Here is a 14,079-nt window from a genome sequence, read left to right as displayed (position 1 = left end):
CACCTCGGCCTGCTATCGGCCAGCCTCTTCCACTCTCATCACCCACGGAGCCCGCATGACCGACACACCCCGCACCGAACCGGACAGCACCGCCATTCGCGTCGCGCTGTGGCGCGCCCTGCACGTCGAAGCCGATCCTGCGCCGCACGTGCTAGACGACACGATCGGCCTGCGGCTCGCCGCCCCGCCCGCAGGCTGGCGCGAGCGCCCCGACATGGACCTGAACGGCACGCGAGGCTATCGCGCATCCATCGTCGCGCGGGCGCGTTTCATCGAAGACCTCGTTGCCGATGAAGCGGCGCGCGGCGTCGCGCAATACGTGGTCCTCGGGGCGGGCCTCGACACGTTCGCCCAGCGCCGGCCCGAAGTCGCCGGGAGTCTTACCGTATTCGAAGTGGACCAGCCCAGCCCGCAGGCCTGGAAACGGGAGCGGCTCGACGCGCTGGGATACGGCGTGCCGGACGGGCTACGGCTCGTGCCCGTGGATTTCGAAGCGGGCGAGTCGTGGTGGACGCGGATCGTCGACGAAGGCTTTGCAACGCAGCAACCGGCCGTCATCGCCTCCACCGGGGTCTCGATGTACCTCACGCGGGAAGCCAATCTCGCGACCCTGCGCCAGATCGCGCAACTCGCACCCGGCTCGACGCTCGCGATGACCTTCCTGCTGCCGCTCGACCTGATCGAAGACGCCGCCGAACGCGCGCAGCACGAATTCGTTTATGCGCGCGCCCGCGCGGCCGGCACACCGTTCATCAGCTTCTTCAGCCCCGACGAGATGGTGGCGCTCGCGCGCGAAGCCGGGTTTCGCGAAGCACGGCACGTGGGTACGGGCGAGTTGACGCGCCGCTATTTTCAGGGCCGCAGCGATGGCCTGAAACCGGCCAGCGGCGAATCGTTCCTTCTGGCCACGACCTGACTGAAGCCGAAGCCCCGGGCCGCATCTGGCGACGCGACGCCTACCCGGGATTCTACGTACTCAACTTCGCAGCGCTGCGGCCGTTAAAACAGACATGGAACGGGGCAGCGGAGCCAACGACTTGCCGCCGCATACCACGGGCCATACCCTGTCTCATGCAGTTGTAAGCGAGACGCCAAGCAGAGCCAACCTTCGGCGCCGGAGATGTCTTGTCCGGCGCGTTTTCTTTTGTGTCGCCGGTACACAGCTTCGCTCCCCTCCTTCCCCGTCGCCTCCCTCCCGTCTCCCGACGGAACCCACCAGAATCGCATCGTCGTGCGCAGGCACGACAAGCGGCCGGCGGCAATAGCAAGCAACCCGAAAGCAAAAGCGGCTGGCGCAACGCAAAACGGAATCGACTTGGCTCTATCGGCGATGTATAAGCGCAAAGGGCCACGCCACAACATAAGCGCCGCGGAAAGCCGGCATTGCGGGAGATTGTTAATGCTTGATCACCTCATCCAGATCTTCAACGACTCGGACTCGAAAGTCCGCGGCAAACTGTTCGGCATCCATGGCGTACTGATTGCCATCAACGTACTCGCATGGGTGTGGGCGCTTGCCGCCTTTCACGCTTATCCCGTACTCCTTGGGACTGCGATGCTCGCCTATGGCTTCGGACTGCGCCATGCTGTCGACGCCGACCACATTGCGGCCATCGACAACGTGACACGCAAGCTCATGCAGGAGAAGAAGCGGCCCGTTGCCGTGGGATTTTTCTTTTCGCTCGGACACTCGACCGTCGTCGTGCTGGCTTCCGTTGCCGTGGCGCTTGCAACTTCGGCCATGCAGGATCGCTTCGACAATTTCAAGGAAATTGGCGGCGTGATCGGCACGCTCGTTTCCGCTTTCTTTCTCTTCGCGCTCGCGCTGATGAATTTCCTGATTCTGCGCGGCATTTACCGTGCATGGAAACACGTGCGCAGCGGCGGCGCCTATGTTGACGACGACTTCGACATGCTCCTCGCCAACCGCGGCTTCCTGGCACGCCTCTTCCGCCCGCTCTTTCGCCTCGTGACACGGAGCTGGCACATGTATCCCATTGGCTTCCTGTTCGGCCTCGGCTTCGATACGGCTACGGAAATAGGACTGCTCGGCATCGCGGCAACGCAGGCGGCAAAAGGGCTTTCGCCATGGGCGATCATGGTGTTCCCCGTACTCTTCAGCGCGGGCATGTCGCTGATCGACACGCTGGACGGCCATCTGATGCTGGGCGCCTATGGCTGGGCCTACCAGAAGCCGCTGCGCAAGATCTACTACAACATGACGATCACGCTGGTTTCCATTGTGGTTGCGATCGTGATCGGCGGCATCGAGGCGCTCGGCCTGCTCGCGGATCAGCTCAATCTGAAGGGGGTGCTCTGGGACGCGATCGGTTCGCTCAACGACAATTTCGGAGTCCTTGGCTACATCATCATCGGCATTTTTGCGCTTAGCTGGATCGCCTCGGCGGTGATCTATCGCGTCAGGCGCTACGATGAGGCGAAAACGAGTCCGCAGCCCTGAGAACGAGGCCCGCGACGACGGAAACGCTCGAATCCAGGAAGACGCTTAAAGGCCAGTTCAAAATGGCCGCTCAGCTCGGCTGAAGATGTTCCAGCAGACGAGAGAGCAGCCGAGTTTGAGGAACGCTTCGTGAATGTCAGATCGGCGTTCGAAGCGGATGCGAAGACGACGGAAACCATGGAGCCACGAATGAGTCCGTTCGACGACCCAACGGAATTTGCCGAGGCCGCTGCCGTGTTCGGTGCGGCGTCTGGCGATGACCGGTCTGATACCGCGTTCGCGAAGTCGGTGGCGATGCGAGTCGGAATCGTAGCCACGGTCGGCGTAGAGGACCTTGGGCTTGCGAAGCGGTCGGCCGCGAGTGCCGCGAATCGGCGGGATAGCGTCGACCAGCGGCAGCAGTTGCGTGACATCGTTGCGGTTCGCGCCGGTCAGGATCACGCTGACAGGAACGCCATTCGCGTCTACGAGGACGTGATGTTTGGACCCTGGTCGTGCGCGATCGGTGGGGTTTGGCCCAGTTTTTGGCCTGCCCCAACGGCGCGCACGGACGATGAATCGACAGCCGCATATGAGAAGTCGAGCTGGCCGGATTCGCGCAGCTTGTCGAGCAGCAGCCCGTGCAGTTTGTCCCACACTCCGGCTTGCTGCCAGTCGTGCAACCGACGCCAGCAAGTCGCTCCAGAGCCGAAGCCCAACCGGGTCGGCAGATGATTCCATCGCATCCCTGTCTTGAGCACGAGCAGGATGCCATTGAGTGCCGCACGGTCCGAGACCGGCAGGCGCCCAGGGTATCGCCTGTGTCGCGGCTTGGGCGGCGGAAGTAGTGGTTCGATCAGTGCCCACAGCGCGTCATCGATGATAGGTGCCGGCATTCCTTGATCCGTTGTTCAGGCATCCAAGGTTAACCGTTTCACGGGAAAGTAAACAGCCCTTCCGGGCTCTTTTTGAACTGGCCTTTTACGGCTCCTCAGCGCTCCCATCCGGGTTCGGGCCATTCTGCCCGTAGTACTGAACCCCGATGCGAATCGGCTCGCGATCGTGCGCCTTGCGCTGCAGATTGGTATCGCGCAGCGAATAGGCACAGCCGCAGTACTCCTGCTGATAGAACGATTCCCGCTCGCTGATTTCGATCATGCGCGCCGTATCCGCCGCGCTTGCGGCGAATGCTGGCGGCGAGGCATGCCTCGCTTACTTCGCCTGGGCGCGCAGCGCCTTCGCGGCGGCCACCATGTTGGTCAGCGCGGGAATCACCTCTGCCCATTGACGCGTCTTCAGACCGCAGTCCGGGTTCACCCACAGACGCTGTGCCGGAATGCGCTCGGCCGCCTTCTGCATCAGTTGCACGATGTGCGCTTCGGTCGGGATGTTCGGCGAGTGGATGTCGTACACGCCCGGCCCGATTTCGTTCGGATACTTGAAGTTGTCGAACGCGTCGAGCAGCTCCATGTCCGAGCGCGAGGTCTCGATCGTGATCACGTCCGCATCCATGTCGGCGATCGACGCAATGATGTCGTTGAACTCCGAATAGCACATGTGCGTGTGGATCTGCGTTTCGTCCTGCACGCCGTTCGCCGTGATGCGGAACGATTCCACCGCCCAGCGCAGGTACTCGGCCCACTGCGCGCGGCGCAGCGGCAGGCCTTCGCGCAGCGCGGCCTCGTCGATCTGGATCACGCGCACGCCGGCCTTTTCGAGGTCGATCACTTCCTCGCGGATCGCAAGCGCAAGCTGGTAGCACGACACCGAGCGCGGCTGGTCGTCACGCACGAACGACCAGTTCAGGATCGTCACCGGGCCCGTGAGCATGCCCTTCATCGGCTTGTTCGTGAGCGACTGCGCGTAGGTGATCCACTCGACCGTCATGGCCTTCGGGCGGCTGATGTCGCCGAACAGGATAGGCGGCTTCACGCAGCGCGAACCGTACGACTGGACCCAGCCGAACTGGCTGAACGCGTAGCCGTCGAGTTGCTCGCCGAAATATTCGACCATGTCGTTGCGCTCGGCTTCGCCGTGCACGAGCACGTCCAGACCCAGCGCTTCCTGTTCGCGCACGCTGCGTTCGATCTCGGCGCGCATGGCGGCCTGATAACCCGCATCGTCGAGTGCGCCGGCCTTGTACTGGCTGCGCGCCTGGCGGATTTCGCCGGTCTGCGGGAACGAGCCGATCGTCGTCGTCGGATACGCCGGCAGGTTCAGGATCGCGGCCTGCTTCGAAGCGCGTTCTGCATAGGCATGCTGACGATTGCCGAGGTTCGCGTCGATACGGGCCAGCGCAGCCTTCACCGCCGGATTGTTCACGCGCGGCGAGCTGCGGCGCGCGGCGATCGCGGCGGCGTTGGCGGCCAGCGCGGCGGCAACCTTGTCGCGGCCCTGGTTGAGCGCGGCGGCAAGCAGTTGCACTTCGTCGAGCTTTTGCAGCGCGAAGGCGAGCCACGAGCGAATTTCCGCGTCGAGCTTCGTTTCGCTCGCGAGATCGACCGGCACGTGCAGCAGCGAGCACGACGGCGCGATCCACAGGCGGTCGCCCAGTTGCTTCGCGAGGGGTTCGAGCCATTCCAGCGCGGCGCTCAGGTCCGTCTTCCAGATGTTGCGGCCGTTGATCGCGCCCACGGAAAGCACGCTCTGCGCGGGCAGCTTCTGCGCGGCGAGCGCGACTTCTTCACGTGCGTTGATCGCGTCGATATGCAGGCCATCCACCGGCAGGCTGCACGCGAGTTCGAGGTTCTCCTTGAGCTGACCGAAATACGTGGCCAGCAGCAGCTTGACGCTGCGCTGCTCGAAACCTTCGTAGGCCGTCATGAACGCTTCGCGCCAGGCCGGCTCGAGTTCGGTCACGAGAATCGGCTCGTCGATCTGCACCCACTCCACGCCCAGCGCGTTGAAATGGCTCAGCAGTGCGCGATACACCGCCATCAGGCGCGGCAGCAGCGCGAGCTTGTCCGAGTCGTCCTTGGCCTTGCCGAGCCACAGATACGTGAGCGGCCCGACAATCACCGGCTTGGCCTTCACGCCCTGCACCTGCGCTTCTTTCAGTTGCTCCGAGAGGCGCGAGAAATCCAGGTTGAACTGCGTATCGGCCGTGAATTCGGGGACGATGTAGTGGTAGTTCGTGTCGAACCACTTCGTCATTTCGCCGGCAGCTACACCGCCGCAGCACGCTGCGTGGTCTTCGGCGCCAGCGGCCGAACGGCCACGCGCGACGCGGAAGTAGTTGTCGAGCTTGTCGCCATGAAAGCCCTGCACGCGTTCCGGCAGGTTGCCGAGCGTGAAGCTCATGTCGAGCACCTGGTCGTAGAACGCGAAGTCGCCCACAGGCACGAAATCCAGGCCCTTCTGGTTGTCCCAGTGGCGCGCGCGCAGCTCGGCACCAAGCGCCTTCAGTTCGTCGCGCGACGATTCGCCCTTCCAGTAACGTTCGAGGGCGAACTTCAGTTCACGTTTTGCGCCAATGCGGGGAAAGCCGAGATTGTGTGTCGTGACCATGTGGGCTGCCGTCCGGAATACAGAAGTTGAAAGTCGTGACAGCGATAATAGGTTTTCTATCTCATGAAATAAAATGGATTTATTTCATCTTTTCATTAGAATTCTTCATTCATCCAGTTCAGGTCTGCCGCCATACCCGGACGCATCCATCTCGTCATCGTCCGCGAAGTCGCTCGCCAAGACTGGCAGGCTTCGAGGATAAGCGCCTGAGCCGACCACCGGCCATCGCGCCGAAAAGTAGCCTATCCTTGGCTCTGACTCCGCGTGGCCCAGTAGAACAAGGCCGGCATTCACGACCACGGCAACGACCACGGCGAGCCCATGGTCAGACAGCAGACGCTCATGATGAATCCTTCCGCCCGTTATGTCCTCGCGTTCGTCGTCAACGTCGCATTGCCCGTCGCGGCCTACTGGATGGCAATCGGCACTTACGGGCTGCGGGGCGCGCTGATCGCATCGAGCCTGCCCGTGCTGGTGTGGATGACGATCGATCTGGTGCGATTCCGGCATTTCGACGCGCTGAGCGCCATCGTGCTCGCGGGCATTGCCCTGTCACTGCTCGTGCTGCTTTCCGGTCCCCCGCGCTGGCTGCGGGAAGCCCGCGACCCGCTGGTGAACGGCATGATCGGGTTGCTCTTTCTGCTCTCGCTGGCATTCAAGCGCCCTCTCGTCTTCTATCTCGGACGATCGACGCTGTCCCGTCAGCGCGCCGGGCGAGAAAACGAATTCGACGAAATGTGGCAGACCCACCCCACCCTGGTGAAATCGATCCGGCTCATGACAGCCGTCTGGGGCATCGGCCTCGTGAGCGAAAACATCATCCGGCTCTGGATCTCCAGCTACATGACGAATCCCCAGGCCGACCGCCTCTCCACGATCATCCGCTACACGGTATACACGGGGCTCACGGCCTGGACGATCTTCTATCGGCGCGTCTATCTCAAGCGCCAGGTCGCGCCAACACCCGCTGAAACAGCGGGTACCGGTCACGCTTGACACCTGTCTCGAAACGTCTGACTATCTGCCCAGCGCAGGTGTCCACAATACGGCGCAAATGTCCACTATATGGACAGACAGGAGACGGAATGACAGCCCCATCGAACGGCGCCGATGCCATGACGCCCTATCAGCTTCCCAACCCGCCTGAAGCCTTGCGCGAGATCGTGGTCGAATCCGCGATACCGAAGGACGAACGCGTGTGGGTGCCGCAGGCCGAAAACGTCTGGTTCCGGCCGCTGTGCCTGAACGTCTCCAGCGGCTACTGGATGAATCTCCTGCGCGTGCGCAAGTCCGGTGTGCTGAGCCGCCATCGTCATCCGCAAGCCGTGCATGGCATGGTGCTCAAAGGCCGCTGGCGCTATCTCGAACATGACTGGGTCGCCACCGAAGGCAGCTACGTGTTCGAACCGCCGGGGGAAACGCACACGCTTTACGTGCCCGAAGACGTCGAGGAAATGATCACGTATTTCCAGGTCAACGGCGTCATGTACTACTGCGATCCGTACGGCAATCACACGGGCTACGAAGACGTCTTCACGAAGCTCGAAATGTGTCGCGAGCACTATGAGCGTGTCGGGCTGGGCGCCTGCTACGTCGATCAATTCGTCAGGTAAGCCAAACAGATTGCATCATGCAGTAGCGGCACGCAAACATCACAAGAGCATCGGCGGAGACAAGACATGCAACCGAAGACACCGCGCCTGAAGCGCATTCAGTGGATTGCGCTCACCTTCCTCACGCTGGCCGGCATTGTCAATTATCTGGACCGCAGCACGCTGTCCATCGCCAATCATTCGGTCAGCGGCGAACTGGGTCTCTCGGCTTCGCAGATGGGCCTGCTGCTCTCGGCCTTCTCGTTCGCCTACGCATTTTCGCAACTGCCCGTGGGCGCGTTGCTCGACCGCTTCGGTGCGCGCGTCATGCTAGGTCTCGGCATGCTCGTGTGGTCCTGCGCGCAGTTGTGCGGCGGCTTCGTTCGTACGCTGCCGCAATTTCTCGCGGCACGCATTGCGCTTGGCATTGGCGAAGCGCCGCAGTTTCCGGCCGGCGCCAAGGTCGTCAGCGAATGGTACGCGTTGCGCGAACGCGGCCGGCCCACGGGCATCTTCACCACCTCCTCGACGATCGGCCCGGCGTTGGCCCCGCCCATTCTCACCGTCCTGCTGCTCGCGTTCGGCTGGCGCTGGATGTTCGTCGTGATGGGCGTGCTGGGCATTGCCGTGTCGATCGGCTGGTATCTCGCCTATCGCAATCGCGCCGAGGTCACGCTCGGGGCCGACGAAATCCAGCATCTCACCGAGGACGAGCCCCACGCCCGCGCCGAACGCCGCATGACCTCGGCGGAATGGCGCGGACTTTTCAAATCGGCCACCACGTGGGGCATGATCTTCGGCTTCATGGGCGTCATCTACATGGTGTGGCTGTATCTCACCTGGCTGCCCGCTTATCTGGAACACGAGCGGCACCTCACCATCGCAAAGACCGGCTGGGTCGTGACGATCCCCTATGTTTTCGGCACGCTCGGCATGCTATCGAGCGGCTTCGTCGCCGACGGCCTGATGGCACGCGGCATGGCGCCGATCCGCAGCCGCAAGTGGCCGATCTGCTCCGGGCTGATCGGCGCGGCCGTGTTCACGGTGCCGGCCGCGTACACGCCGACGCTCACGCTCGCCATCGTCTATCTTTCGCTCGCGATGTACTTCGTCAACATGGCAAGCGGTGCCGCGTGGGCGCTCGTGAGCGTCGCGGCACCACGGCATCTGGTGGCCTCGCTCGGCAGCATCCAGAATTTCGGCGGTTATTTCGGTGGCTCGTTCGCGCCGTTCATCACGGGCCTCGTGGTCGATCAGACGCATTCGTTCGTCAACGCGTTTCTGATCAGCGCGGGTGTGGCATTCGCGGCGGCGCTCGTCTACATGTTCGTCGTGCGCGTGCCGATCGCGGAGATGACGCCGCACGACGCCGCGCCCGGAACCCGCATGACCCATTCCTGATTGCACGTACCGTCATGACCTTCCAGCACGATCTCTTTGCAGACAAGACGGCCGTCGTAACGGGCGGCACGCAAGGAATAGGCGCGGGCATTGCGCGCCATCTGGCCGCGCTCGGCGCGCGCGTGATCGCAGCCAGCCTCACGCCCACCGATGCACAACGCAGCGCGCTGGCCGCCGACGGCATCGAAACGGCTTCGCTCGATGTCGCTTCGAAAGCCGATGTCGACGCGCTGTTCGCCTCGCTGTCGTCGCTCGACATCCTTGTCAACTGCGCGGGCGTCATCCGGCGCGGCGACGAACTCGATCCCGAGGTGTTCGCCCAGGTGCTGGACGTGAACCTGACCGGCACGATGCGCACGTGCGCCGCGGCGAGGCCGCTCCTGGCCCAACGCGGCGGCGCGATCGTCAATACCGCTTCGATGCTGAGCTTTTTCGGCGGCGGGCTCGTGCCCGGCTATAGCGCGAGCAAGGGCGGCGTGGCGCAATTGACCAAATCGCTTGCCATCGCCTACGCGCCGGAAGGCATTCGCGTGAACGCGGTGGCGCCGGGCTGGATCGCAACGCCCCTCACCCAGGCCTTGCAGGACAACGAAGAACGCACGCAGGCCATCTTGTCGCGCACGCCGCTCGGCCGCTGGGGCTCGCCCGACGATATCGGCCCTGCCGTGGCGTTCCTCTGTTCGCCGGCGGCATCGTTCATCACGGGTACGGTGCTGCCCGTCGACGGCGGTTATCTGATCGCGTGACCGTGGCGGGGCGGCGCGCCTCGCCAGCATCGTCACGCCACTCCACATTTATCTGTACGACCATGCCGACTTCCGCCGCCGAAACCCTCGAAGCCGCTCGCGCCACGGGCACCGCCGCCTTTTCGAAGTTCATGACGATGCTGCAGTTGATTGCGGACGCAACGGAAGCGCCGGGCATGCCGCAGTTGGTCGCATCGAGCGGGTTTCCGCGTCCTACGGTCTACCGCATCGTTACCGCGCTGATCGCGGAAGGGCTCGTGGTCGAGAGTGCGCGTGGCGGCGCGTTCGAACTGGGGCCGAGGCTCCTGACACTCGCCAGCCGCAGTTGGGAACGTTCGGATATCCGCGTCGTTGCCGAGGAGGCGCTGCGATCGCTGCGCGATGCGACACAGGAAACCGTGCATCTCGCCGTGCGCAGCGGCAGTGAAATGGTCTACATCGAGAAGCTGGAAAGCCCGCACGCTGTACGTATGGCTTCGCGGATCGGCACGCGCGTGACGCTGTATTCGAGTTCGGTCGGCAAAGCCTGGCTGGCCGCCGTTGACGAAGCCGCACGCGATGCGCTGCTCGACGGCCTAGCGCTCGTGCCGCTCACGGCCAATACGATCGTCGCGCCCGAGGCTTTGCGCGCGGAACTCGACGCAACGCGCGAGCGCGGCTATGCGCAGGACCGCGAAGAAAATGAAGCGCAGATCTTCTGTTACGGATGCGCGATTCGTAGTGCGAATGGCCAACCCATCGCGTGCGTCAGCGTGAGCATTCCGCTATTCAGGCTCAGCGAAACGCCACTCGACACGTATGTGGCGCCGCTGCTCGCCGCGTGCAATGCGGTCGCGCAACGGCTGGGGCCCGCCCCGCGATCGATCGCTTGATGCCGACTGGGCCGCAAAAGCCTCACACGCATTACTTGCGGCTGTACTTCGCGATGGCTTCCGCGCTAACCGGCGTAAACAGATTCACGAGGTTGCCGTCGGGATCGCGAAACAGCACCGAGCGGTTGCCCCACGGCTGCGTTGTCGGGGCCTGCACGAAATCCGTGACCACCTCTTGCAGCTTCCTGTACTCGTCGTCGACGTCGTCCACGCGAAACTCGACGATGACCGACCGGTTGCTCGCCGGCGTCGCGGCTCCCGCGCCGAACAGGTCCATCGTGCGTTGACTGCCGACCGCGAGGGTCGCGGACGGCGTGGAGAGTTCCGCGAAATCGTCGGTGTACCAGGTGGCCACGAGGCCGATCGCTTCGTAAAAGCGAACGAGTCGTTTGATGTCGCCGGTGATCATTCTGGTCGAAACGAAATCCATCTTTCTCTCCATGGTGGGTGGTGGGGTCGGCAGGGTTGCCGCGGGCGGGTCCGAAGCACGAACGGAACAGCGCCGCCGCAACCGCTACGCATCCTACTGAACACCTGCTGCCACCGTTCTGTCAGTAGCCATCGCAGCGTTCACGGAACCGGCATGCGGACTTGCAGGCTGTTGCGAACCTCCGTGACACCACTCACGCGCTGCGCGCCAGACATGGCGAGCGGAATCTGACTCGCATCGGGCACGGAACCGCCCAGGGTCACGACACCGCCTCGGGCAACAACGACCACATTGGTCGAGTCCAGCCCTTTGACGTGGACCAGCGCGCGACGTATCTGCTTTTCCAGCAGATGGTTGGCTTTGCGAATCTGCTTCGCGCTCGGCGCCGGGCCGGCCGACGCCGCGGTTTCGCTGCCCTGTGCATAGGCGCTCGTCGCGCCCAGCGCGATCAGGGCCGCGACGGCCAACCGGAATAGAGAATACTTGCCCATCTATCGTTCTCCTTACTAGCAATGGTTCGTCAAATAGACCCGGCAACGGCTAGAACACGTGGCGAATGCCGAAATCCAGACCCAGCGTGGTTCCCGTTGCGCCAAGCGGCGTGTCGATGGAAAGGCCGGTATCCATCGTGCCGCAGTTGTTGACGAGACCCGCCTGCACGTAGACCGTGGTGGTCCGGGACAGGTAATAGTTCGTACCCAGCCCGACCAGCAGCGAGTGGTTCTGCGCAACGCGACTCTGCTGCTCGTACCAGACACCGCCATTCAGGTCCAGTTGGGTCGTCACAAGAAAGTTGAGGCCGCCGCCATAGACGTTGTTGGAGGTCGAGCCCACCTTGTAGTTGACGAACGATACCTTGGCCGTCAGCCTGCCGATCTTGTACGACGCGCCAAGCTGGCGCCCCTCTACCTCGACGGGAAACTGGGTTGGCACCGGCGTCACCAACGCGCTTCCCGTGCTGGGTTGCGCTTCGAAGAACGATGCGCTGACCATGACGGTCCCATTGGTGTACTTCAAGCTGCCCGAATACTGGAAGCCATTCCGGAAATCGCCCGCCACGCCGCCGAGCGAAACCATCGCTGCGGCCTGGAATCCCCAAAGAACGGGGCTCGTGTAAGAGACGGCGTTCGGCACGAACCAGGAGGCGGCGATCAGATTGTCGGAGTTGATGATGAGGCTGCTTGCGAATTGCGAAAGGCCGCGCGGATCGAGGGCGTCCAGTTCATCGGCGAACGGCGAGTACTGCAGACCCGCCTTCACTTCGCCAAATCCGCCCTTCAGCCCGACATACGCCTGCCGGCCAAAGAGGTAGCCGTTGGAATCGTTAAAGCCTCCCGTGCCCGTGTCGTAGCCGCTCTCCAGCCTGAACTCCGCCCTCAGGCCGCCGCCCAGGTCCTCCGTGCCGTACATGCCGAATCGCGATGCGGAAAGGCCGCTGTCCGTGAACCCGAACTGCTTGCCGGCATTTTGCAGGGTCGTCATGTTCAGCGTCTTGTTGGTGTAGATCAGCCCCGCATCGGCGGTGCCGTACAAGGTGACGCTACTCTGCGCCTGCGCCATGCCTGAACAGGCCAGACCTGACGAAACAGTCAGTAATCCGATATAAAATTTTCGACTCGATGACATGATGAAGTTGCTCTCCTGTAAACCTCGCTCCCTTGGCCATCAATCGCGTCCAAGCGGGGTTTTATTTTTAGTATTACTATTTATTGGAACGACACGATGTGTGGGCGACGTCGCGCGGCTTCAGCGTTAGATCTGCCGACCTCGGCTTTCCGGCAACAACAGTATCGCCAGCGCCGTGACAAGGCTCGTGCCGACCACATACCACGCGGGTGCAAGCGGGTTGTGAGTCGATCCGATCAGCCATGTAATGACAAACTGGGTCGTTCCGCCGAACAGCGAAACGCCCACCGCGTAAGTAATCGCGAGGCCGAGCGCGCGCACCTGCGGCGGCATCAGCTCGGGCAGGACCGCCATCCCGGCCGCGCCGCTCGTGGCGGTCGCTCCGGCGAGCAGCACCGTGACACCAACGAGGCTCGCCAGATCCTTTTGCCCGGCCAGCAGCACGAACGCCGGATAGATCGCGAACAGCAACACGAGACGTGGGATCAGCATGACCGGCTTGCGTCCGAAACGATCGGACAACCAGCCGCCGAGCAGCGAGAACACAAAGGTCGCGACGCCGAACGCGGCGGTTGCCGTCATCGATACGGTCGCCGGCAACTTCAGCACGGTGATCGCGTACGTCGTCATGTAGAGGGCGATATACGTCGAGACCGTTCCGCCGAGCACGATCGCCACACACAGCGTCATCAGCCATGCGTTGTCCCTGAGCAGCGCAGCGCGCACGACAGGTGTCGTGACCGCTCGCGCGCCATCGCCGTGATCGAGCGTTTCCGGCAGGCGGCGACGCAAATAAAGCGCCATGGGAATCAGCACGAGGCCGAGCGCAAACGGCACGCGCCAACCCCACGACTGCAACTGCGCCTTCGTCAGCAACGCCGACACTGTTACGCCGACCATGCCGGCGGCGAGCGACGACACGCCCTGGCTCGCGAGCTGCCAGCTCGAATAGAGCCCCCGCTTGCCGGGCGGCGCGATCTCGATGAGAAACGCCGTTGAAGGACCGACCTCGCCGCCAAGCGCGATGCCCTGCACGAGCCGGCACAGCACGACGATCACCGGCGCGGCCACGCCGATCGTCGCGTACGACGGCGTGAGCGCAAGACCCAGGGTGCCGAACGTGATGAGGCCAATTGTCAGCAGCATCGCGGGTCGTCTGCCCGCACGGTCGGCAAAGGCGCCGATCACGATCCCGCCAAGCGGCCGCGTGAAGAAGCCGACACCGAACACCGCGACCGATGTCAGCAAGCTGACGAGCGGCACGGTGGACGGAAAAAATGCGCGGCCAATATAGACCACGAAGAACGCGTAAGTGACGAAGTCGTAAAACTCGAGTGCGTTGCCGGCCACCGTCGCGACGACAACGCTACGCGAAACGGGGGCATGGCGTGTCCCGGCCGGGACCGCCTGCGCAGTCGTGTTGTTCATCGGATATCTCCTCGTTGCCTCTCTTCTTTTTTGTGAG

The 14,079-nt window shown here is 63.1% G+C and carries 14 protein-coding genes and 1 pseudogene; 7 read left to right on the top strand and 8 right to left on the bottom strand.

Features of this window, described 5'->3' with window-relative positions:
- The first annotated feature begins 55 nt into the window (after positions 1-55).
- Positions 56-916, top strand: a complete 861-nt coding sequence (locus WJ542_RS27735) for a class I SAM-dependent methyltransferase (protein ID WP_411192768.1) — start codon at positions 56-58, stop codon at positions 914-916.
- A gap of 483 nt (positions 917-1,399) precedes the next feature.
- On the top strand, positions 1,400-2,461 hold the full coding sequence (locus tag WJ542_RS27730; protein WP_411192767.1) for a HoxN/HupN/NixA family nickel/cobalt transporter: 1,062 nt from the start codon (positions 1,400-1,402) through the stop codon (positions 2,459-2,461).
- A gap of 57 nt (positions 2,462-2,518) precedes the next feature.
- Here WJ542_RS27730 and WJ542_RS27725 read toward each other — a convergent pair whose 3' ends face one another.
- From WJ542_RS27725 to metE, 4 genes and pseudogenes are all read right to left on the bottom strand, one after another.
- Entirely contained in the window at positions 2,519-3,016 is a 498-nt protein-coding gene (locus WJ542_RS27725; RefSeq protein ID WP_411190568.1) for an IS5 family transposase, read from the bottom strand.
- Positions 2,926-3,336: a transposase gene (locus tag WJ542_RS27720; RefSeq protein ID WP_411187075.1), complete on the bottom strand. Its 411-nt coding sequence runs from the start codon at positions 3,334-3,336 to the stop codon at positions 2,926-2,928. The genes WJ542_RS27725 and WJ542_RS27720 overlap by 91 nt, the downstream gene beginning before the upstream one ends.
- Positions 3,337-3,421: 85 nt before the next feature.
- Positions 3,422-3,607, bottom strand: a pseudogene (locus WJ542_RS27715) (epoxyqueuosine reductase QueH); the annotation flags it as partial.
- Positions 3,608-3,652: 45 nt separating this feature from the next.
- On the bottom strand, positions 3,653-5,947 hold the full coding sequence (gene metE / locus WJ542_RS27710) for a 5-methyltetrahydropteroyltriglutamate--homocysteine S-methyltransferase (protein ID WP_411192766.1): 2,295 nt from the start codon (positions 5,945-5,947) through the stop codon (positions 3,653-3,655).
- A 342-nt stretch (positions 5,948-6,289) separates the two neighbouring features.
- Here metE and WJ542_RS27705 point away from each other — a divergent pair, with 342 nt between their 5' ends.
- The 5 genes from WJ542_RS27705 (at position 6,290) to WJ542_RS27685 (ending at position 10,558) form a co-directional block, all read left to right on the top strand.
- A complete protein-coding gene (locus WJ542_RS27705; RefSeq protein WP_411192765.1) occupies positions 6,290-6,943 on the top strand; it encodes a VC0807 family protein in 654 nt (217 codons plus the stop codon).
- 89 nt (positions 6,944-7,032) lie between these two features.
- The gene (locus tag WJ542_RS27700) at positions 7,033-7,560 is read left to right on the top strand and encodes a 2,4'-dihydroxyacetophenone dioxygenase family protein (RefSeq protein ID WP_027796931.1); all 528 of its coding nucleotides are present in this window, start codon (positions 7,033-7,035) and stop codon (positions 7,558-7,560) included.
- Between the two features lie 66 nt (positions 7,561-7,626).
- Entirely contained in the window at positions 7,627-8,940 is a 1,314-nt protein-coding gene (locus WJ542_RS27695; RefSeq protein WP_411192764.1) for an MFS transporter, read from the top strand.
- A 14-nt stretch (positions 8,941-8,954) separates the two neighbouring features.
- On the top strand, positions 8,955-9,686 hold the full coding sequence (locus WJ542_RS27690; protein WP_411192763.1) for an SDR family NAD(P)-dependent oxidoreductase: 732 nt from the start codon (positions 8,955-8,957) through the stop codon (positions 9,684-9,686).
- Between the two features lie 62 nt (positions 9,687-9,748).
- A complete protein-coding gene (locus WJ542_RS27685) occupies positions 9,749-10,558 on the top strand; it encodes an IclR family transcriptional regulator (RefSeq protein WP_411192762.1) in 810 nt (269 codons plus the stop codon).
- Positions 10,559-10,589: 31 nt separating this feature from the next.
- Here WJ542_RS27685 and WJ542_RS27680 read toward each other — a convergent pair whose 3' ends face one another.
- The 4 genes from WJ542_RS27680 to WJ542_RS27665 form a co-directional block, all read right to left on the bottom strand.
- Positions 10,590-10,988 carry a VOC family protein gene (locus WJ542_RS27680; RefSeq protein WP_411192761.1) on the bottom strand — a complete coding sequence of 133 codons (399 nt, stop codon included), beginning with the start codon at positions 10,986-10,988 and terminating at the stop codon, positions 10,590-10,592.
- A gap of 140 nt (positions 10,989-11,128) precedes the next feature.
- Entirely contained in the window at positions 11,129-11,479 is a 351-nt protein-coding gene (locus tag WJ542_RS27675) for a BON domain-containing protein (RefSeq protein WP_411192760.1), read from the bottom strand.
- Between the two features lie 49 nt (positions 11,480-11,528).
- On the bottom strand, positions 11,529-12,614 hold the full coding sequence (locus tag WJ542_RS27670) for a porin (RefSeq protein ID WP_411192759.1): 1,086 nt from the start codon (positions 12,612-12,614) through the stop codon (positions 11,529-11,531).
- A 126-nt stretch (positions 12,615-12,740) separates the two neighbouring features.
- Positions 12,741-14,042: an MFS transporter gene (locus WJ542_RS27665; protein ID WP_411192758.1), complete on the bottom strand. Its 1,302-nt coding sequence runs from the start codon at positions 14,040-14,042 to the stop codon at positions 12,741-12,743.
- Between the last annotated feature and the right edge of the window lie 37 nt (positions 14,043-14,079).

Source organism: Paraburkholderia yinzeri (assembly GCF_046581065.1).
Lineage (GTDB): Bacteria > Pseudomonadota > Gammaproteobacteria > Burkholderiales > Burkholderiaceae > Paraburkholderia.
This window is presented reverse-complemented; position numbering and strand designations above follow the sequence as displayed.